At 67.1% G+C, this 20539-nt stretch carries 15 protein-coding genes and 1 pseudogene; 11 read left to right on the top strand and 5 right to left on the bottom strand.

What is annotated here, in order from left to right:
* Positions 1–73: 73 nt before the first annotated feature.
* The 5 genes from GobsT_RS39855 to upp all read left to right on the top strand — a co-directional run bounded on the left by GobsT_RS39855 (position 74) and on the right by upp (position 3506).
* Complete coding sequence (locus GobsT_RS39855) at positions 74–310, top strand: hypothetical protein (protein ID WP_010042406.1); 237 nt, start codon at positions 74–76, stop codon at positions 308–310.
* Between the two features lie 263 nt (positions 311–573).
* Positions 574–807, top strand: a complete 234-nt coding sequence (locus GobsT_RS39850; protein ID WP_010042404.1) for a hypothetical protein — start codon at positions 574–576, stop codon at positions 805–807.
* On the top strand, positions 771–1466 hold the full coding sequence (locus GobsT_RS22070; protein ID WP_029601000.1) for a hypothetical protein: 696 nt from the start codon (positions 771–773) through the stop codon (positions 1464–1466). The genes GobsT_RS39850 and GobsT_RS22070 overlap by 37 nt, the downstream gene beginning before the upstream one ends.
* A gap of 78 nt (positions 1467–1544) precedes the next feature.
* Complete coding sequence (locus GobsT_RS22065; protein ID WP_010042399.1) at positions 1545–2858, top strand: thymidine phosphorylase; 1314 nt, start codon at positions 1545–1547, stop codon at positions 2856–2858.
* A gap of 18 nt (positions 2859–2876) precedes the next feature.
* The gene (gene upp, locus GobsT_RS22060; protein ID WP_010042397.1) at positions 2877–3506 is read left to right on the top strand and encodes a uracil phosphoribosyltransferase; all 630 of its coding nucleotides are present in this window, start codon (positions 2877–2879) and stop codon (positions 3504–3506) included.
* A gap of 76 nt (positions 3507–3582) precedes the next feature.
* On the opposite strand, the gene GobsT_RS22055 is transcribed toward upp, so the two are convergent.
* Positions 3583–4404, bottom strand: a complete 822-nt coding sequence (locus tag GobsT_RS22055; RefSeq protein WP_033198625.1) for an IS5 family transposase — start codon at positions 4402–4404, stop codon at positions 3583–3585.
* Between the two features lie 73 nt (positions 4405–4477).
* Here GobsT_RS22055 and tnpC point away from each other — a divergent pair.
* Positions 4478–5894 (top strand): annotated as a pseudogene (gene tnpC, locus GobsT_RS22050) (IS66 family transposase).
* Between the two features lie 74 nt (positions 5895–5968).
* Here tnpC and GobsT_RS22045 read toward each other — a convergent pair.
* The 3 genes from GobsT_RS22045 to GobsT_RS22035 form a co-directional block, all read right to left on the bottom strand.
* Positions 5969–7126, bottom strand: coding sequence for a transposase (locus tag GobsT_RS22045; RefSeq protein WP_010033207.1), 1158 nt, complete (start codon positions 7124–7126; stop codon positions 5969–5971).
* A 296-nt stretch (positions 7127–7422) separates the two neighbouring features.
* Positions 7423–8691, bottom strand: coding sequence for a lactonase family protein (locus GobsT_RS22040; protein WP_010048686.1), 1269 nt, complete (start codon positions 8689–8691; stop codon positions 7423–7425).
* Positions 8692–8729: 38 nt separating this feature from the next.
* Complete coding sequence (locus GobsT_RS22035) at positions 8730–9704, bottom strand: quinone oxidoreductase family protein (protein WP_010048684.1); 975 nt, start codon at positions 9702–9704, stop codon at positions 8730–8732.
* A gap of 169 nt (positions 9705–9873) precedes the next feature.
* Between GobsT_RS22035 and GobsT_RS22030 the strand changes: the two genes are divergently transcribed.
* Together GobsT_RS22030 and leuS are read left to right on the top strand one after the other, a co-directional pair.
* Complete coding sequence (locus tag GobsT_RS22030) at positions 9874–11115, top strand: competence/damage-inducible protein A (RefSeq protein WP_010048682.1); 1242 nt, start codon at positions 9874–9876, stop codon at positions 11113–11115.
* A gap of 958 nt (positions 11116–12073) precedes the next feature.
* Complete coding sequence (leuS, locus tag GobsT_RS22025) at positions 12074–14839, top strand: leucine--tRNA ligase (protein ID WP_010048679.1); 2766 nt, start codon at positions 12074–12076, stop codon at positions 14837–14839.
* Between the two features lie 44 nt (positions 14840–14883).
* On the opposite strand, the gene GobsT_RS22020 is transcribed toward leuS, so the two are convergent.
* The gene (locus GobsT_RS22020) at positions 14884–16644 is read right to left on the bottom strand and encodes a prenyltransferase/squalene oxidase repeat-containing protein (RefSeq protein WP_162542141.1); all 1761 of its coding nucleotides are present in this window, start codon (positions 16642–16644) and stop codon (positions 14884–14886) included.
* Between the two features lie 201 nt (positions 16645–16845).
* Between GobsT_RS22020 and GobsT_RS22015 the strand changes: the two genes are divergently transcribed.
* The 3 genes from GobsT_RS22015 to GobsT_RS22005 all read left to right on the top strand — a co-directional run bounded on the left by GobsT_RS22015 (position 16846) and on the right by GobsT_RS22005 (position 20469).
* The gene (locus GobsT_RS22015; RefSeq protein ID WP_148087733.1) at positions 16846–17232 is read left to right on the top strand and encodes a hypothetical protein; all 387 of its coding nucleotides are present in this window, start codon (positions 16846–16848) and stop codon (positions 17230–17232) included.
* A gap of 37 nt (positions 17233–17269) precedes the next feature.
* Positions 17270–18499 carry a hypothetical protein gene (locus GobsT_RS22010; protein ID WP_232068404.1) on the top strand — a complete coding sequence of 410 codons (1230 nt, stop codon included), beginning with the start codon at positions 17270–17272 and terminating at the stop codon, positions 18497–18499.
* Positions 18500–19164: 665 nt separating this feature from the next.
* Positions 19165–20469, top strand: coding sequence for a PKD domain-containing protein (locus tag GobsT_RS22005; RefSeq protein WP_010044632.1), 1305 nt, complete (start codon positions 19165–19167; stop codon positions 20467–20469).
* Positions 20470–20539: the final 70 nt, after the last annotated feature.

The raw sequence follows: 20539 nt of genomic DNA, 5'->3' as shown, positions 1-20539 counted from the left end.
CGATTTAGGAATAGCGGGCCGCATAGGTTTGCCGGTTAATGGTGGTTACCACGCCCCCATTGCCGGAGCCCCCATGCGGCCCAAGACCCAGTCTATCCGACCAACCCGGGGCCATGCCACCGTACACCTGCGGCCGGTGCTCACCGACTGGCTCGGTCGAGCGGTCCAACTGCCCAGGCGGCGCCGCCGGTGCACCCCGGAGGTGGTGTGGCAGGTGATCCTGTTCGCGGCCGCGTTCGCCCGGTCCGTGGCCACCGCGTGTGCCGCCATCGCCCAGGCCCCGTCCGGGCAGGCCATCTGGGATTGCTAGTACCTAGCGCTCCCCAAGCGGCGCCGCACCCTCGAGCGGTGGTTGCTCCCGGCCCTGCACGCACCACTGGGGAAGCGGAGGCGGGCCGCGCGGGTGGCCATCGACTACCACCGGATCGGGTACTTCGGGACACCGAACCGGGACACGACCCGGTCCAAGGAGGCCGGGGCACCCTCAACTTCCACACGTACGCCACCGCGTGTCTCGTCGGGGGACCGGACCGATACACGGTCGGGGTGACCGCGGTAGGCGAGAAGGAGCCCATGACCGACGTGCTCACCCGGTTGCTGGATCAGCTGACGGCCGCACGAGTTACGGTCCGGGTGGCGCTGCTGGATAAGGCGTTCTTCACGATCGCGGTGATGCGGTTGCTCCAGTCCCACAACGTGCCGTTCGTGATCCCCGCGGTGGTCCCGAAGGGACCGAGCGGTGGTCCCCGACGCGGTTGGTACGGACGTGCGTGGCGAGCCTGGAGACGAGCGCCTCGTTCGGCCTGATGATGGCCGCGGAGGCCCAGGAGCGGCGCTTCTATGCGGCCCCGCGGCGCGCGTTCGTGGCCGACGGTCAAGCGTACAACTGGACCATCTGGCGCGGGTACTTCGGGTACTTCGAGCCGATCGAGGATTTCCTGCACGCGGTCTGTTACGTGTTCTCCGCGGCCGCGGCGGTGAGCGCCGATGAGGGCGCCGGTTGGTCCCAATACCGGGTGTGGATGCGGGCGTGCTGGCAAGGCCGAGCCGGGGAGGTACTGGTGGAACTGGACCAGTGGCAGGCGCGTCTGTGCGAAACCCCACCGAGCGAGGCGGTGACGGCCGAGGAGCAAAGGGACCCGCGCCGGGTGGTGGCCCAGGCGCGGAGCTACCTGGGGAATAATCGTAATCGCATGGACTATCCGCGGTACCGACGCCACGGGCTCCCGACGACCAGCAGTTTGGTCGAGTCGTTGGTGGGCGAGGTCAACGCACGGGTGAAGAGCACGCAGAAGCACTGGAACCGTCCCGACGGTGCCGAATCGATCCTCCAACTGCGGGCCGCGGTGCTCAGCCAAGACGACCGGCTCCCACGGTTCTTCACCGAACGGCCGGGATGCCCGTTCCGCAAACGAGATACATGCTGCCATAAACCAGAGGATGTCACGGCGCAAACCGTGGCGTGACCTTTGGGAACCGTTGGCCCTCCCGCGCAAGCCGGGTATGCTGTCTCCGCTTACCCGCAACGGCGCCGAGGGGACTTCATGCGACCCGGGGACGTTATCCAGACCAAGCGCGACCGCGGCGTGCTGTCGCCCGAGCAAATCGGGGCGTTCGTTTCCGCGGCAGCGCGCCTCGACGGCAGCGGGTGGGAGAAGTACCACCTCACCGCCCTGCTCATGGCGATCTACCTCAATGGGATGGTCCCGGACGAGACCGCGGCCCTCACCGCCGCAATGGCGAACTCTGGGAAGCGCCTCGACCTCTCCGACCTCGACGGCCCCAAGGTCGATAAGCACAGCACCGGCGGCGTCGGCGACAAGACGTCGCTCATTTTGGGGCCGCTCGCGGCGGCGTGCGGGGTGGTCGTGCCGATGATGTCGGGCCGCGGGCTCGGCCACTCTGGCGGCACCCTCGACAAGCTCGAAGCGATACCGGGTTTCCGGGTGAACCTGTCGGAAGCGGAGCTCCGCGCCGCGCTCCGGAAAGTCGGACTCGGCATGATCGGCCAAACCGCCGACGTGGCGCCAGCGGACAAGATGCTCTACGCGCTGCGCGACGTCACCTCGACCGTGGAGAGCATCCCGCTCATCACGGCTTCGATCCTGAGCAAGAAGCTATCGGAGGACATCTCGGGCTTGGTAATGGATGTGAAGTGCGGGGCCGGGGCGTTCATGAAGACGCGCGAACAGGGCCGGGCGCTGGCAGACTCGATCGTGAATGTTGGCACCGCAAATGGGCTCCGGATGAGCGCGTTCATCACCACGATGGACGTCCCGCTGGGTCGGTACGTCGGGAACGGGCTCGAAGTGATCGAGAGCATCGAAACGCTGAAAGGCAACGGCCCGCCGGACCTGACCGACCTGTCAGTCACACTCGCCGCGCGAATGGTGCGACTCGCCGGCATCGCCCCGGACGACGCCAGTGCCGAAAAGCAGGTGCGCGGCGCACTGACCAGCGGGACCGGACTCGAGGTGCTGCGCAGATGCATCGAACAACAGGGTGGTGATCCCGGCGTCATCGACGACTACGCTCGCCTTCCGTCTACCGGCGCGATTACGGCCGTAACCGCCGACCGCGCCGGCTATGTCGTCTCCATGAACGCGGAGAAGGTGGGGGTTGCCGTGCGGTTGCTCGGCGGTGGGCGCGACCGCGCCGAGGACGCCATCGACCCCGCGGTCGGCGTGATCGTGCGCGCCAAACCTGGCGAACACGTCGGCACGAAACACGTGGTGTTCGAGGTGCATCATCGCGGCGGGCCGAGGGTGGGCGCCGCGCTAGACCTTCTCAAAGAATCGTTTGCCATCGGCGGCGCGCCGCCGGGGTCCGAACCGCTCGTCCTGGAACAAGTCACCTAACGCCGCACAGGGGAACCCATGCCCGCGCCCGTGAACGTGTCCCGACACCCGTTGATTCAGCACAAACTCGCCCGACTGCGATCGGTCGAGACGAAGCCGCCGGAGTTCCGCGATCAGGTCGCCGAGATCTCGCGCGTGCTGCTGTTCGAGGCGACCCACGACCTGCGCCTCGCACCGACACTCGTTCACACGCCTCTGACCGAAACCACCTGCCAAACCATCGCCGACCAGGTGGGGTTCGTTCCCGTGTTGCGCGCAGGGTTGGGTATGGCCGAGGCAATGCTCGAGGCTCTGACCGAAGCAACCGTGTGGCATCTGGGTCTGTACCGCGACCACGCGACGCTCAAGCCGGTAACGTATTACAACAAGCTGCCGCCGAAACCGACGATGGACGTGGGCATCGTCCTCGATCCGATGCTCGCAACCGGGGGGAGCGCCATCGCGGCCCTTGACATCCTTCAAAAAACCGGCACCCCGCGGCTGATTTTCATCGGCCTCATCGCTGCCCCCGAGGGCGTCGCGGCACTCCAGGCCGCTCACCCGAACGTGCCGATTCACCTCGCGGCGCTGGACTCGCACCTGAACGAGGTCGGTTACATTGTGCCCGGTCTGGGCGATGCCGGAGACCGGCAGTTCGGAACGGCTTGAACGACCATGCGGTTCACGCGCAGTCACATGGGAGCCACAGGAACAAGTGTAATCATGTGCTAATTATATCATATTGTTATATTGTATTTTCGACCTCTTGGGCCAGTTTCATGACGCGGGTGAGCATGAGGCCCGCGAATGCCACCCAGTGCCACCCGGCCAGAACCTCGGCGGTGCGCTCGTCGTCCCGTGCCAACCGCCGGAACCGAGCCAGCCACCCGAAGCGGCGCTCGACCACCCGGCGCCTCGGCAGCAGCACGAACCCCTTGTTGGCCTCGGGCCGCTTGACCACCTCCAGCCGGATGCCGTGGGCCGCCGCATCCGCCGCCGGCGGATCTCCGGTGTACCCCTGGTCCACGAACGCCGGGGTGACCGTCTGCCCGGTCGCCTCCTGAACGTCCGAGGCCAGATCGAACACCTGCGCCCGCTCCTGTTCGCTGGCGGCCGTCACCCGCACCGCCAGCAGCAATCCCAGCGTGTCCACGGCCACATGCACCTTGGACCCGCGGCGCCGCTTGTACCCGTCATACCCGGCCCGGGTCCCACTCCCGGGCGTGGACGGGATGGTGCGGCCGTCCATCACCGCGGCCGTCGGGCTCGGGTCCCGCCCGGCCGCCGCCCGGATCACCTCGCGCAGGTCATGTGCCATCGCCTCGAAGCACCCGGCCGCGAGCCACGGCCGGGCCGGCGGGTACACCGCCGCCCACGGCGGGAAGTCATTCGGGATGTACCGCCAGTGGGCACCCGTCTTGACCACCCCGCGCAACGCATCGAACACCGATCGCAGGTCGTGCGTCCGCTGCTCGGCATCCTCTCGGAGCAGGGTCAGATACGGGGCCGCGAACGACCACTCGTCGTCCGTCACGTCGCTCGGGTATCCTCGTCGCGCCTCACTCATACCACGTAACCGTTCACGGCCCGTTGGGTGTTCGGGTTGACCGGCGATCACGGTTCGGGTTCTTCTTGGCCACATGACCCGACCTGCTTCCATCCCTGCGGACCTGTGGGACGCGATCCCATCCGACCTGCGGCCCGCCATCGTGGCGGTGGTCACGGTTTGGAAGCCCGGATCGCGGACCTGGAAGCCCGGCTCAACCAGAGCTCGTCCAACTCGTCCAAGCCCCCGTCGTCTGACGGCCCGCAGGTCAAGGCCGCCCCGACCCAGAAGGCGACCGGCAAGCGGCGCGGCGGGCAACCCGGGCACCCCAAGCAGGCCCGCCCGGACCTGCCCCCGGACACGGTCCTCGAGTTGCGGCCCGAGGTGTGCGCCGGGTGCTCCGGTGCGCTCGCCGGGACCGATCCCGAGCCCATTCGCCACCAGGTGCTCGAGTTACCCGCGGTGCGGCCCCAGGTGACCGAGTACCGGCGACACCGGCTCACCTGCCCCCGTTGCGCGCGGGTCACATGCCCACCATTGCCACCCGGGGTGCGGGGCGGATACGGCCCCCGGACCCAGGCCGCCTGCGCGGTCCTGACCGGGGCGTACCGACTCGGCAAGCGGGGCGTCGCGCGGGTGCTGAGGGACCTGTTCGGGGTGCCGATCAGCCCGGGTGCCGTGTGCCACCTCCAGGACCGCACCGCGGGCGCCCGGGAGCCGGTCACCACGGCGGTCCACGCCCACCTCACGGGGAGGCCCGCGAACGTGGACGAGACCGGATGGCGCGAGGGCCGGAGCCGGGCCTGGCTGTGGGTCGCGGTGGCCGACCGGTTGACCGGGTTCGTGATCCGCCGGTCCCGAGCCCGCAAGGTGTTGGGCGAACTGATCCCGGGAACCCCGGGTGTGCTCACCACCGACCGGTACTCGGTGTACGACCACCTGTCACCGGACCGGCGCCAGGTGTGTTGGGCGCACCTGCGGCGGGACTTCCAGGCGATGATCGACCGGGGCAACGACGGGTCCCCGATCGGGACCGCCCTGTTGGCCTCGGCCGATGCGCTCCTGGGCGCGTGGCCCCGGGTGCGAGACGGGACGTTGAGCCGGGCCCGGTTCGTGTCCCATCACCTGGGCGGGGTTCGGGCGGCCGTCTACGCCCAACTGGGGCGCGGGCGCACGTGCGGGTGCGCGATCACCGCGGGCGTGTGCCGCGAGTTGCTTCGGTTCGGTGGAGCCCTGTACACGTTCGCCCGGGTGGACGGCGTCGAGCCCACCAACAACGCGGCCGAGCGGGCCCTGCGCCACGCCGTGTGCTGGCGCAAGACCAGTTACGGCACCGACTCCGCACGCGGCTCCCGATTCGTCGAGCGGGTGCTCACCGTCGTCGCCTCGTGCCAGCAGCAAGGCCGCAACGTGCTCACCTTCCTAACCGACGCCATTCAGGCCGCACGAAACGGCACACCCGTGCCCTCACTCCTCCCGGCACCCATCGCCACCCCGTGAACGGATACTAGATGGATGGTGTCGCACCGGCCTCACAGAGGCCGGCTACAGAAGAAGGTTATTCTTCAACCGGATTCCAGTAGTTTCAAGTTGGCGGCTTGGTTTTGTTGGCCGATCGTGCAGTAGTAATGGACTTATTTTCGCCATCTGTAGGTGCCAGCCCATCGGCCAACAGTATCAGGCATACCGCCGCCAGTGTCCACCCGAGGCCGCGGGCTGAGCGGGACCACAACCAGGCGTTACGCAGGATCAGCCCGACGGCCACCCACAGGAGTCGCACGACCCCATCGGTGGTCGAGGTCCGGGGCCGAACCTGCCCCAACTGGCGGTAGCTGCTCTCGATCCCGAATCGGGTCCGGTACAGGTCCCGAATCGCCACCGGGCTCCCGCTCACCCGCCACGCCGCGTACAGTAACTTCTTGCTCCGCCGGCCCCCGGTCCGCCGGTACCGGTAGCTCTTGTGAGCGATCACCACGTGCACCCGCACCGAGGTGCCCCGATCCGCGTGGGTGTACGCATATCGACCCGCGCCCCGCCGCCGCACGGCCCGCAACCCGACCCCCTTCACCCCGGGCCGGGGCTTGCGGCCCCGGACCACGGCCGGGATCACGAACGGCACACCCCGCGCCTGGAGCAACCGCATCACCGCGATCGAGAAGAACGCCTTGTCCAGCAGCGCGACCCGGACCGTAACCCGTGCCGCCGTCACCTGATCCAACAGCCGGGTGAGCACCGCGGTCATCGGCTCCTTCTCGCCCACGGCCGTCAACCCGAGCGTGTACCGGTCCGGTCCCCCGACGAGGCACGCGGTGGCGTACGTGTGGAACGTGTGGGTGCCGCCGGCCCCCTTGGACCGGGTGGTGTCCCGGTTCGGCGTCCCGAAGTACCCGATCCGGTGGTAGTCGATCGCGACCCGAGCCGCCCGCTTCCGCTTGCCGAGCGGGGCGTGGAGGGCCGGCCGCAACCGCCGCTCGAGGGTGCGGCGCCGCTTGGGCAGCGTGAGGTACAAGCAATCCCAGATGGCCTGCCCGGACGGGGCGTCGGCGATCGCGGCACAGGCCGCGGCCACCGAGCGGGCGAACGCCGCGGCGAACAGCACCACCCGCCACACCACCTCGGGTGTACAGGTGCGGCGACGCTTGGGCAGTTGGACCGCACGGCCGAGCCAGTCGGTCAGGACCGGACGGAGGTGCCGGGTGGCGTGGGCCGGGGTGGCTCGGATAGACTGACGTTTGGGTCGCATGGGGGCTCCGACAGTGGAGGCGTGGTAACCACCATTGACCGGTAAACCCATGCGGCCCGCTACTCATAAATCGCCCAACTTGAAACTACTGGATTCGGTATCACTCCCCCGACAAGAAGACGCCCCGAGGAAAGAACGGGCGATTAATAGTGCCGAACGTGCGCTTCGTGCCGAGTCGCTGTTGCGTCCCGCGCTGGGCGCTTCGAGTGCCGGGTTGGTGTTGGGTGAGTTGCGGCGCGTGATGGTTCACGCCGCCCGCCGCGCCCGTGGTTACGGGCGCGGCGGAAGCAGAGGCCTCAGCCCTTCGCCTTCAAATCAAGGAACGTAACGCACGACGGGTTACCGACCGGGGCGTAGTGCCCGGTGAACGCCAGCGCTCCGGTTTTCCGATCCGTCCGGAACACGGTCACGTGGTCCGCCCGCTGGTTGCAGCAGTACAGAAACGACCCGGTCGGGTCGAAGCTGAAGCTCCGCGGGTAGTTGCCCCGCGTCCATTCATCGCCCACGTGGGTCAAATCGCCAGCCTCGCCAATTGCGAAAATGCCGATGCTGTCGTGTAACCGGTTGCCGACGTACACGAACTTCCCGTCTGCCGACACCAGAATCTCCGAACAGAAGTTACTCCCTGCATATCCTTTCGGCAGTGCGGAGATCGTTTGTCGGGCGGTCAGCTTGCCGGAGTCGGCGTCGTACTCGAACCGCACCACGGTGGAGCCCTCCTCCTGGACCGAGTACAGCCATTTGCCGTTGGGGTGGAAGGAGAAGTGCCGCGGGCCGTCGCCCGGCGGCAGCGATACCGACGCGGGGTCGTTGGCCGTCAGCGTGCCGTTCTTCGCGTCGAACTTCCACACGAAGATCGCGTCCAACCCAAGATCAACGTGCAGCACGTATCGGCCCGACGGGTCCGTCTGGATCTGGTGCGCGTGGGTGCGATCGTGGCCGCTGAAAGCGAAGCTCCCCTTGGGGGCGTTGGCGGCCTTCGTCGGGCCGATCTTACCGGCGTCGCGCTTCACATCCGTTGCGTCCCCGAGTTTCCCGTCGTCGAGTACGGGAAGCACCGCGACCGAGCCCCCGAAGTAGTTCGCCACGAACAGGAACTTGCCCGACGGGTGCAGGCTCACGTAAGTCGGTCCGGCGCCGCCGGATTTTACAGTATTGAGCGGCTTCAGGTTGCCACTGCTCCGGTCGATCGCGAACGCCGTGACGGTGCCTTCCTTCTGTTCCCCCTGGCGATCCGTTTCGTTCGCGGAGTACAGGTGCGTTCCGGTCCCGTTCACCGCCACATGGCTCGGGCTCGTCCCCATCTCGTGAACGCCCGTCGGCGTCAGCGCGCCCGTGGTGCGGTCCACACGGAAGGTGTGAATGCCGCGGCCGTTGCCGGGCGGCAGATCGACCTGCGTTGGGAGCACGTCCTTGAGCGGAGAGCTGAACGTACCGACGTAAGCGATCAGCGGGGCGTCGGCGTCTTGCGGTTGCGCCGATGCGAACCCGCCCGCGAGGGGGGCGGCTGCCGTTGTGGCGGAAAGCGCGAGGAACTCGCGGCGCGAGCGATCAAAAGGCGTCACGCGGGGTCTCCGGGAAATGGATCACGAGGCGGGAGGGATCAGGGGGTCATTACGACCGAGCCGACGGTGCGGCGGCCTTCGAGGTCGCGGTGGACCTGTTGCGCGTCGGCCAGCGGGTACACGTGGCGCACCTCGACCTTCACGGCCCCGCTGCGCAGAACGTCGAACACGTCGTTGGCGGTCGCTTCGAGGTCCGCGCGGGTGGCCGTGTAAGTGGCCAGCGTCGGCCGGGTGAGGAAGAGCGAACCCTTCTGCGACAGGATGGTGAGGTCGAACGGCGTCACCTTGCCGGACGAGTTCCCGAAGCTCACCATCAACCCGAGCGGGCGCAGGCAGTCGAGCGAGTTGAGGAACGTGTCCTTCCCGACCGAGTCGTACACCACCGGCACCCCCGCCCCGCCGGTGAGTTCCTTCACCCGGGCGGCGGTGTCCTCGCGCGTGGAAACGATGACGTGGTCGCACCCGTGCGCGCGGGCGATCGCGGCCTTTTCGTCCGACCCGACGGTGCCGATGACGGTCGCGCCGAGCGCCTTCAGCCACTGGCACGCGATCAACCCGACCCCGCCCGCGGCGGCGTGGAACAGCACCGTTTCGCCCGCCTTCACCGGGTACGTGCGCCGGATGAGGTACTGCGCGGTCATGCCCTTGAGCATCACCGCGGCGGCGGTCCGGTCGTCGATGCCCGCAGGGATCGGCAGCAGAACCTCGGCGGGCACCAGCCGGCTCTCGGCGTAAGCGCCGCGCGGGCCGCCGGCGTACACCACGCGGTCGCCGGGCCGCACAACTGTCACCCCCGGCCCGACCGCCTCAACCACGCCCGCGGCCTCGCTGCCGATCCCGCTCGGGAGCGGGACCGGGTACAACCCGGACCGGTGGTAGGTGTCGATGAAGTTCACACCGACGGCGGCGTGCCGCACGAGCGCCTGCCCCGCGCCGGGAGCGCCAACCTCCACCTCGTCCCAGCGGAGCACCTCGGGGCCGCCCGTTTCGGTGATGCGAACTGCTTTCGGCATGGGTGCCCCCGTGGTAGTTGTGGAATCAAGATACGTCGGCGCCGGCCGGCGGGACACCTCGACCCGGCGCCGGCCACACGTGCGGCGCCGAAGCAACCGCGCGGGCGTAAGCTACCGCCAGGGTCATTCCCTTCTGGACCGCACATAATTGAGCCCCGGAACAACGCCGATGAAAGTCGAAGTCATCTCCATCGGGACCGAACTGACCAGCGGGCAGAACCTCGACACCAACGCGCAGTGGTTGAGCCGGCGGCTCGCCGAGATCGGCATCCCGGTTGCGTTTCACACGACGGTGCGCGACGACCTCGCCGAGAACGTCGAGTGCTTCAAGATCGCGACCGGGCGCGCGGACCTCGTCATTACGACGGGCGGTCTGGGACCGACGCAAGACGACCTGACCCGCGAGGTGATCGCTACGGCCGCCGGCGTGGAACTCGTGGAACACGCGGCGTCGCTGGCGCACATCGCAGAGATGTTCGCCAAGCGCGGGCGGGTGATGCCGGACCGCAACCACGTTCAGGCGCTGATCCCCGCCGGTGCGGAACCCATTTTCAATGTTGCAGGCACTGCGCCGGGGGTGTGGGCGCAGGTCGGACGCGCCCAGGTGATCGCGATGCCCGGGGTGCCGTCCGAGATGCACCGGATGTACCTGGAACAGGTTCAGCCGAAGCTCTTGGCGATGGGACTCGGCGGCGGCGTGTTCATCCAGCGCAAGATCAACACGTTCGGCACGGGTGAGTCTGCGGTCGAAGCGAAGCTCCTCGACCTCACCCGCCGCGGGCACGTTCCCGAGGTCGGCATCACCGTCAGCGACGCGGTGGTCTCGCTCCGCATCCTCGCCCGCGCACCGACCCTGGCCGAAGCCGAGGCGCAGATCGCTCCGGTGGAAGCGACGATCCGCGAGCGCCTCGGCGAACTGGTGTTCGGCACCGAGGACGACGATTTGCAAGGGGCGGTCGTGCGGCTCCTGCACGAGAAGCGCAAGACCCTTGCGACCGCGGAGAGCATCACCGGCGGACTGGTGGCCCATCGGGTGTGCCTGGTGCCCGGCGCGAGCGACTTCTTCATGGGCGGCGTGGTGAGCTACACCGACGAGGTGAAGCACCGCGAGTTGGGGGTTCCGAAAGAACTGCTGGACCGTTTCGGCGCGGTGAGCGAACCGGTGGCGCGGGCGATGGCCGAAGGGGTCCGCGCGAAGTTCGGAACCGACTACGGCGTGTCAACAACCGGCTTCGCGGGACCGGCCGGCGGCACCGAGGAGAACCCGGTGGGCACGGCCTACGTGGGGCTGGCGCACGCCGACGGGTGCGAAGTGGTTCGCTGGGGCTGGCTCGGCACGCGGTACGAGATCATGAGCCGCACCGCGAAACTCGCGCTCAACGCCGTGCGGTTGCGGCTCATGAAAGAGTGATGCCAATAACAACGCCGTTCATGCACGATCCGGTTACTGGTGTTGGCTTCGTTTTTTTGTGGCGCAGGCATTCGTTAGTGGTTGCAACTGTGCTTGGGCGGCGCATGAGTTTCTGTGACAATCAACGACCGAACTACCGAATACGCCGTAGCCGTGGCAACTACTGAGGAATGCCTGTGCCGCGAGAAACAGACACAACCACCCGGATCGTTAATCAGGAGGGACCGGCTGCGCGGCGCTCCCGACGTGTCTTCTCTCCCGGCCAGAAGGGGAGTGGGCCAGGGGTACAAGCTCCGGGAGCTACTTTGCGCCGCGTATCACCTGGGCGCGGCGGAGGGCTGCCGATGGAAGCGGCGGTGGTCCGGGAGCTGGCACCGAGCTACCACACAGCGGGGGTGATGTGGGGGTTCCGCTTCCGTTCGCTACCTTCGAACACCTCCGCTGCTACCCCAACGGCAGCGGACCGGAGCGGGCCGGGCGGCACTCGGCTGCGTGAGGTGTAACGGGGGTTACAGCAGAACCTGCTGGGGCACCGAATGGACATTCGCGGGCGGAACGGTGGCGATTCGCTCCCCAGGAGCTACCCGTTTGCTACCCACGAATCCCGCCCAAGCGGACGGGAGCGACCGGCCCGATGCGGTCCGGGAGGTGGCCGAAGGTTAGTTGCAAGATCATGATTCGTAATGCTTTGCGAATTCGAATTGGCGGTGGCGTAGGTGCGAAGCGACTCGTTCGAACGATCGCGGTTGGCCCAACCGGCCGCAACAGAGGAATACCCGTGCGGACCGACACGAGTTCCATTGCATTGAACGCCCGCCACGCGCGAACCTGGCCGGCTGGCGCGGCGGCCCGGCGGGCGGGCGAACCGCCGGCGCCTGTCGGTCATCACTTTTCTGGACGCGGGTTTCGGGCCGGCGTAAGCCAAGCCCTACGATTTACACGCACACAAGGCCGCGCGATGCCGAGTTATAATCACGCCGACGTGGAACGCCGCTGGCAGCAGTTCTGGGAAACGAACAAGACGTTTCGCACCGCCGACCCGGGCGAGCCGGGCACCGAAGGGAAGCCCAAGTACTACATCCTGGACATGTTCCCGTACCCGAGCGGCGCCGGGCTGCACGTCGGCCACCCCGAAGGGTACACCGCGACCGACATCCTGGCGCGGTTCAAGCGGATGAACAACTTCCACGTCCTGCACCCGATGGGCTGGGACGCCTACGGCCTGCCCGCCGAGCAGTACGCCGTCGAGAAGAACGTTCACCCGCGCATCACCACGCAGCAGAACATCAACACGTTCCGCCGCCAGATCAAGGCGCTGGGCTTCTCCTACGACTGGGACCGCGAGGTCGATACCACCGACCCGAACTACTTCAAGTGGACCCAGTGGATCTTCCTGACCATCTACGACACGTGGTACGACCCCGTCGCCAGGAAGGGCCGGCCCATCGCCGAGCTGCCGATCCCCGCCGAGGTGACGGGGCAGGGGCCGGACGCGGTGCGCAAGTACCAGGACGATCACCGGCTCGCTTATCAAGCGGAAGTGCCGGTGAACTGGTGCCCGGCGCTGGGGACCGTGCTCGCGAACGAAGAGGTCATTGACGGCAAGTCCGAGCGCGGCGGGCACCCGGTCGAGCGCCGCCCGCTGCGCCAGTGGCTGATGCGGATCACCGCCTACGCCGAGCGGCTGCTGGAAGACCTGGAGCCGCTGGACTGGTCGCACTCCATCAAGGAGATGCAGCGGAACTGGATCGGCAAGAGCGAGGGGGCCGAGGTCGAGTTCAAGCTGGCGGACCACGACGCGACCGTGCGCGTCTTCACCACCCGGCCCGATACGCTGTACGGCGCCACGTACATGGTGCTGTCCCCGGAGCACCCGCTGGTGCCGGCGATCACCACGCCGTCGCACGCCGCTGCCGTGAAGGAGTACCAGCAGGCGGCGGCGCGGAAGAGCGACTTCGAGCGCACCGAGACCGCCAAGAAGAAGACCGGCGTGTTCACCGGCGCCTACGCCATTAACCCGCTGGGCAACGAGAAGATCCCGATCTGGATCGCGGACTACGTGCTGGCGACCTACGGAACCGGCGCGATCATGGCCGTGCCGGGGCACGACGAACGCGACTTCGAGTTCGCGAAGGAGTTCGGGCTGCCGATCGTCACCGTCGTGCGGCCGACCGACGAGTGGCTGGCGAAAACCGGCAGCACCGTTTCGGATCTGAAGGAGCCGTACTGCGAGGAAGGGATCGCGATCAACAGCGGGCGGCTGAACGGGCTGCCCACCGCGGAAGCGAAGCGCGACGTGATCGTCACCCTGGAAGGGCGCGGCGTGGGGCACCGGCGGGTGAACTACAAGCTGCGCGACTGGCTGTTCAGCCGGCAGCGGTACTGGGGCGAGCCGTTCCCGGTGCTGCACGGGGCGGGCGGCGAACTGGTCGCGCTTTCGCCGGGCGACCTGCCGCTGGTGCCGCCGGACCTGGAGGACTTCAAGCCGACCGGCACCCCCGAAGGCCCGCTGTCGAAGGCGACCGACTGGGTGAACGTGACGGCGGGCGGGAAGGGCTTCAAGCGCGAGACGAACACGATGCCGCAGTGGGCCGGCTCGTGCTGGTACTTCCTGCGCTACATCGACCCGCAGAACACGGGCGCGTTCGCCGACCCTGCGAAGCTGAAGCACTGGCTGCCCATCGACCTGTACGTCGGCGGGGCCGAGCACGCGGTGCTGCACCTGCTGTACGCGCGGTTCTGGCACAAGGTGCTGTTCGACCGCGGCTACCTGCCGTGCCCGGAGCCGTTCCAGCGGCTCGTGAACCAGGGCATGATTCTGGGAGAAGTTGAGCTGACTGCTTACCAGAAGGGCGGGAAATGGGTGTCGGCAAATGCCGTTACCGATGAAGAGAAGGAACTGGCCGAAATTAAGCAAGGCCCGGTCCAGACCGTGAGCGTCACCGAGGAGCAGGTTGAGAAAAAGGGACCGTCGTTCGTGCTGAAGGAGGACAACAGCATTCGCGTCGATTCACGCGCGCACAAGATGTCGAAGTCCCGCGGGAACGTGGTGAACCCGGACGACATCGTGAAGGAGTACGGGGCCGACAGCCTGCGGCTGTACGAGATGTTCATGGGGCCGCTGGAGGCGGTGAAGCCCTGGAACACCAAGAGCGTCGAGGGCGTTTACCGTTTCCTTTCGCGCGCATGGCGGTTGATCGTCGACGACATGGCCGAGTCGCTGACGCTGAACCCGGCTGTGAAGGACGTGGAACCGGACCGCGACACGCTCCGCGTGCTGCACCGCACCATCCAGAAGGTGGGCGAGGACACCGAAGGGTTGCGCTTCAACACCGCGATCTCCGCGATGATGGAGTTCGTAAACCACGCCACCAAGCTGGAGGCGCGACCCCGCGCGGTGCTGGAACCGTTCGTGCTGCTGCTGGCGCCGTACGCGCCGCACGTCGCGGAGGAACTGTGGCGCGCCCTGGGGCACACGGACACGCTCGCCTACGCGCCGTGGCCGAAGTTCGATCCCGCGCTGGCGAAGGCCGACGAGATCGAGGTGCCGGTTCAGATCAACGGCAAGAAGAAGGCCGTGCTGAAGGTGCCCGCGGAGATCGACGACGCCGCACTGGAAGCCGCGGCCCGCGCCGACGAGGCCGTGAAGGCCGCGATCGATGGGAAGACCGTGAAGATGGTGAAAGTGGTGCCGCGGAAGCTGGTAAACATCGTGGTTGTTTGAGCGACAGGCGGGCCGGACGCTCGTGTGTCCGGCCCGCGAAACGCCTACATTTCCGCGAGGGTGTGCCGCGTGCTTTTCGGCCCGGCGAGCGTGTGGCCGGCGTCACGGCGGACCGTCGTTTTGCGGACCTCGACCGGTTGCCCGCGGTCGGTCGCGTAGCGCCCCAGCGCCAGCAGCGGAGCGCACACCGCGTCGATTCCGCTCCGCAACTCAACCCCGGAGGCGAAGGCGGTGCAGGGGAAGCCGTTCTCGGGCCAGGTGCCGTCGGCGCGCTGCGTGCCGGCGATGAACTCGGCGCCCGCTCGGGTCTCCTCGCTTTCCCCTTCACCCGCGGCCAGGAGGGCCAGAACCGCCCACGCGGTTTCGGTCGCGCTGCCCCAACTGGCGTCGGCGTTCTGAGATTCTTTGAGCCAGCGCACCGCCCGGCGGATCGGGAGGTCGTACACGTCGAACCCGACCGCGTGGAGCCCGGCGAACACCCGCCACGTCGTCTGGATCGCTCCGGCCCCGCACCGGGTGTGCCACTGCCCGGCGACCTCCTGGCGGTCGAGGATGAACTGCACCGCGGCGTCGACCGGCCGCTGCCCGACGCGGAACCCGAAGTGCCCGATCGCTTCGAGCACGCACGCCGTCACCGCCGGGCAACTCGGGTCGCCGCTCACCCCGCGGTCGAACGCCGCCCACCCGCCGTCACGGTTCTGGAGCGCCAGCAGTTCGTTGAGCGAACGGTACACCACGGCGCTCGCCGTAGCGTTCCGCACGTGCCCCCCGCGGGCGAGGGCGGTCAGGACCAGTGCGGCGGTCTCGGTGTCGCGACGGGGCGCGGGGCGGGAGCCGCGCTCCAGAAGCCACTCGGCAATCGAATCGCGCGCCGCGGACGGGCGGCTCGGTTCGGTGCCTGCCAGCGCGAGGAGTGCGAGGGCGGTGTCACGGACGGGCGCCCGGAACGGCCGCACCGTGAGTGCGCCGCCCTCGATTGTGCACAGCGATTCGAGCTGTGTCAGCACCCAGTGCATTTCGGCGTCGTCGGCCGGCACGCCGATTGATTTGAGTGCGACGGCCGTGAAGGCGAGTACGCGGAAGTTCGAGTCGGGGCCGTCCTCACTGTACCGCGCTCGCAGCCAGTTCGTGGCGGCGCGGACCGCGCGACCGCGAAACGGACGTGGCCTGTTCGGCTTGTGTGCGGGAGCGGGGCGCACGAACAGCTCCGAGATACCAACCGCTTCCGCAAGTGGAACGACCGGTTCGTGAACCTGAGCGATTCCCAACGCGACCCGCTGAGCCCGCTCCCATTCGGGGTACGAATCGATACCGCCGAGCCACTTCGGCAGGAGCACCGTCTGAACCGGTGTTCGGGCGCATGCGGAGTGCGGTAGTTGGCCGAGCAGCGCCAGCCACACGCGCGTGAGTGGGTCGGCGGCGGCCGCGCCGCCCCGCGCGCGAATTGCTTCGGCCGCGCGGGTCATGTGCGGTGTGGCGGCGGCGTGTCCGGCGAGTTTCAGCGCGAAATACGCCCGCACGGACGCGCCCAGATCGCCCCACGTGCCATCAGCCTGTTGAGTACTCAGAATCGAACGCGCGGCCGGGGCGGCACGATGGTTGTGGAGTTTGCCAAGAAACGCGAGCAGAAGAACCAATTCCGCTTCCAGGCGTTCGTTGGTCTCCACGGTGCCGGCCCAGTGCCCGTCTTCGTGTTGAAGGCCGAGCAGGGCCGAGCGACCGCGTGCGAGCGTGACGGTCAGTTCCTCGAACCACGCCGCGTCGCGTTCGGAGAGCGTTTCGGGGGTCGTATAGGTGCTTTTCACGGTGCGGGTTTCCTTTCCTGCACGCGGATCGAAAGGGCTGATAAAATTTACCGGACCACCAGAACTGGTCGCAAGGGCAACCGCCCTGATCCTTCGCAGAGGGGGCCACGACACGGTTTGCAAGTTGGGGTATCATGATAGACCGCGGCTCGAAGAAATAACGGCCGTGCGAGCCACACAAGTCGTTGGTGGAGATCAGGTATGGCACGCCCCAATAACGCTCGTCCCGAAGTCGCAGCGAATAAGGCGTACCTGGACGGGGTGGCCAAAACGTTGGTCGAGAGGCTGTTCGGACCCGATGGGCCGCCGTGGGGCACGACGTTCGAGGAACTCGAAGAACTGGTCGTCCAGTTGGGCCAAACGGTGTCACGCGAACTGCTCCGCCAAGCTCTCCAGAAACAAGCGGCCGGCACCATACCCGCCGAGAGACAACAATGCCCGGGGTGCCGACAGACGCCATCACCCGGTGATCCCGAACCACGCATCCTCACCACGCGGGTCGGGGAAGCGGAGTGGAGCGAACCGTCGGCCTACTGCACCGCCTGCCGGCGGGCTTTTTTTCCCTCAGTCGGCGAGTCTGGCGATTGACCGCGGCGGGCAATCCCCGGCCCTGTTGAAGAAAGTCGTGTTCGCGGGCACCCGGTGCGGATCGTTTGCGCTGGCCGCTGAGGCCCTGCGGGAACTGGCCGAGGTTCCGGTTCCGGTCAAGCAGGTCGAGCGACGAACGCAACAGATCGGTACCGAGCGGTGTGCCGAACGCGATGCCGCCGTCGCGGCTTACGAGTCCTTGCCTCTGGTTGAACGCAAGAAGGCGCCTCCGGATGTCGTGCCCCCGCCGATTGCGGTGGTCCAGATGGACGGCGGAAGGCTTCAGATCCGGAACCCGACGTCACCGGAACAGCCGAAGGGCTCCGCGGTCGCGACGCCGGTACCCCCGAAGAAGAAGAAGAAGGGGGAGCATTGGCGTGAGGTTAAGGTGGGTTTGCTGGCCTCAATGGCGAGTGTGTCCGACACGGACGACCCGTGCCCGCAAATTCCCACGCACTATATCGACCCCGAGCGGATCCCGCGTCTGGCCCAGGAAATCAAGTCGGAATCGAAGGCCGCCGGGCGTGAGCCGGCCGGTGACGCGGTCGCCCCGGTCGATCCCCAACCGGTGCCCGAGGCGACCGGCCGGTACGAACCGCCCGAGTTGGTCGTGCGGAGCGTGGTGAGCACCAAGCAGGGGGTCGAGGTGTTCGGTGGGTTGCTGGCGGCCGCGGCTTGGGCCCGTGGGTTCTACGGGTCGAAACGCCGGGTGTTTCTGGGCGACGGGTCGAATGCCAACTGGGGCGTGTGGGAACGGCACTTCTCGAGCTTCACGCCGGTGGTCGATTTCATCCACGCGTTGGCGTATGTGTACGGTGCCGCGATGGCGGGTGGTCCGTTTGGGGAGGGTTGGTCCCGATATGTGCAGTGGATCGAGGCGCTGTGGCGTGGGGATGTTGCGACGGTCGTGTCGGGTCTGGAGTCGCGGCAACAGGTTCTCGGGATGCCCGAGGCGACCGACGGCGAGACGCACCCGCGGGTGTGCGTAGCCGAGGCCCGGTGCGACTTCGAGAACCAACGGGGACGTATGAAATACGCGGAGTATCGCCGGGCCGGTCTGCCGATCACCACCAGCCACGTGGAGTCGACGATCAAGCAGATGAATCATCGGGTCAAGGGGTCCGAGAAGTTCTGGTCCGAGCCGGGCGCCGAAGCGATCCTCCAACTCCGGGCCGACCTGCTCAGCGAAACCGCACCGCTCAATGACTTCTGGAATCGACGACAAGCCAACATCACCGGCGAACGCCGACACAGACTCGCTGGGTAGGCGCAAAGCATGTCGTACACCCTTCGCAGAGGAGCAGGGCGGTTCCGTTATTCATGCTGGGGAACGCCGGTAAACTGGTGTGCATATTCGTGGCGCATCTGAAGCTATTTAAAGGCTTTGGGGCACGTTTTGGCGGGAACGGTGGCGAGCGGGCCGATGGTGGGGTTGAGCGGGGGCGCGAGCACGGACGCGCCCCCGCTCAACCGTCACGCGCCCTCGCGCAGGGGCGCATCGCCCAAGTAATGGATCTAGTCCTCAATGAGCCAGTGGTATCTCACCATGTCCAGAGGTGCACGAGCGTCGGCCCGCTCGCGTGGAAAGCTCGTGATCTCATGCACCACTTCCACAGTGGTCACCTTGTTCACCGCTCGGGTGCGGGCCACCTTCAACCCCTGCTTGAGGCCGCGCCGCCGGTAGCGAGTGGATCAGGCACTGTAACCCGCGTGGCTCGGAATTTTCGATGGTTTCTTGTGCAGCGAACGCGGGGGCATCGTGTACCTCGGGCCGGAAGCACCCCACCCGCCCAACAAACCCGCACGCGCCGAGATGAGACACGGAATGCCCCTGATTTCGCGGACTCATCAGACAGTTCGCCTTGCCCCGCCCTTTCCGTTCGGCATATCTTCGCGGTCAAAGCACACTCCTCGGTCACGGAGGACCGTTCAATGTCCGGCCCCTCGCACCCCGCGCCAACCTCGGTCAGCACGCCCGCGAAATCCGGCGGGTGGCTCAAGGGCATGATCCTCGGCTTCCTCGGGCTCGGCGGCGGTGCGGCCGGCACCTACGCCACCGCAATCGTGGACCAAGTGGTAAAGCCAACTAAACCGGTCGCAAATTTTGCGGTGAGCACCGACGGCTTCACACTCACCTGCCAGAACCAGGCGACCGGTGAGAGCGGTTGGTGGGACTTCGGTGACGGCACCCCTCTTGAACCGTTCTCCAAAGAGCAGCCGATTACTCACACTTACACCAAACCGGGCAGCTACACGGTCAAACTCACTGTCCGCAACTACCTCGGCGACGAAAACGAGCGCACCGTTCCTGTGGACGTTGCCGCGGCGGCGCAGTCCGAACCGCCTCCGAGCATCGGGGCATTTACGGTTCAACCGGTCTCGGCGGCCGTCGCCCCCGCAACCTTCAAGCTTACCGCGGATGTGGTCAACGCAGCGTCTTGCGTGTGGGACCTGGGCGACGGCCGCGTCGAGGTGACCGGCGGCGGCAAGGTCGAGCGACTCGTGACCTTCGAGAAGCCCGGCACGTTCCCGATCTCGCTCGTGGCGCACAACGGGAAGCAAGGCGCCAAACAGTCGGCGGCCGCGAAGGTCGAGGCGCCGCGGGACGGTAGCACGATGGCCGTGTTGAAGGTGACCGACACCGGCAACAAGGTCGAACGCCTTACAACGAACGAGTCTGTCGCGGTGCCCGTTCCGAGCGATAAGACACAACCCACCTTCGCTAAGGTCGTCCACGCCCGGCCGGGGTTCACCATCGCAGAGGCAACTATCGGAGATGCCCCGCCGAGCGCGAAGAACCTCAAAATTGAAGTGGCACCGGACAAGCGGTTTGCGAAACTCTCGGGCACCTGGGTCGGCGATCTGAAAACTACCAACAAAGCCGCCGGTGGCTCGGACGCTATCGTTCGCGTCAAGTTCATTCAGGAGCGTGCAACCGCTCAACCGCCGAGCGTCATGGTGGTGACGGGCATGTTCGTCAACGCAAACGGAGCGATCCGCGCGGACCTGCCGCTCCCGACCGCTCCCGCTGGACTGAACAGCGGAAAGCGCGAGTACGCACTTGAAATCCGCACCACCGGGAGCGGCAAATCCACAACCGTGCTGCAGGTGCCGCAACCGGGCAAGACGCTCAACTTTCCTTGGTCCGGAAAGCAGAACGGGCCGAACTGGAGTATCACCTACAACGCCAAAATCGAAGGCGACATGCTCGTTGTGACGTGGGTGCAGGGACAATAGCCCCACCACAGCGGAACCGTCGCGCGCCGCCCCAACCGCTCAAGCTGAGCGGTTGGGGCGGCGTGCGGCG

The sequence above is a fragment of the Gemmata obscuriglobus genome, assembly GCF_008065095.1.
Taxonomy (GTDB): domain Bacteria; phylum Planctomycetota; class Planctomycetia; order Gemmatales; family Gemmataceae; genus Gemmata; species Gemmata obscuriglobus.
The sequence above is the reverse complement of the archived record's forward strand: the minus strand, read 5'-3'. Positions and strand labels throughout refer to the sequence as shown.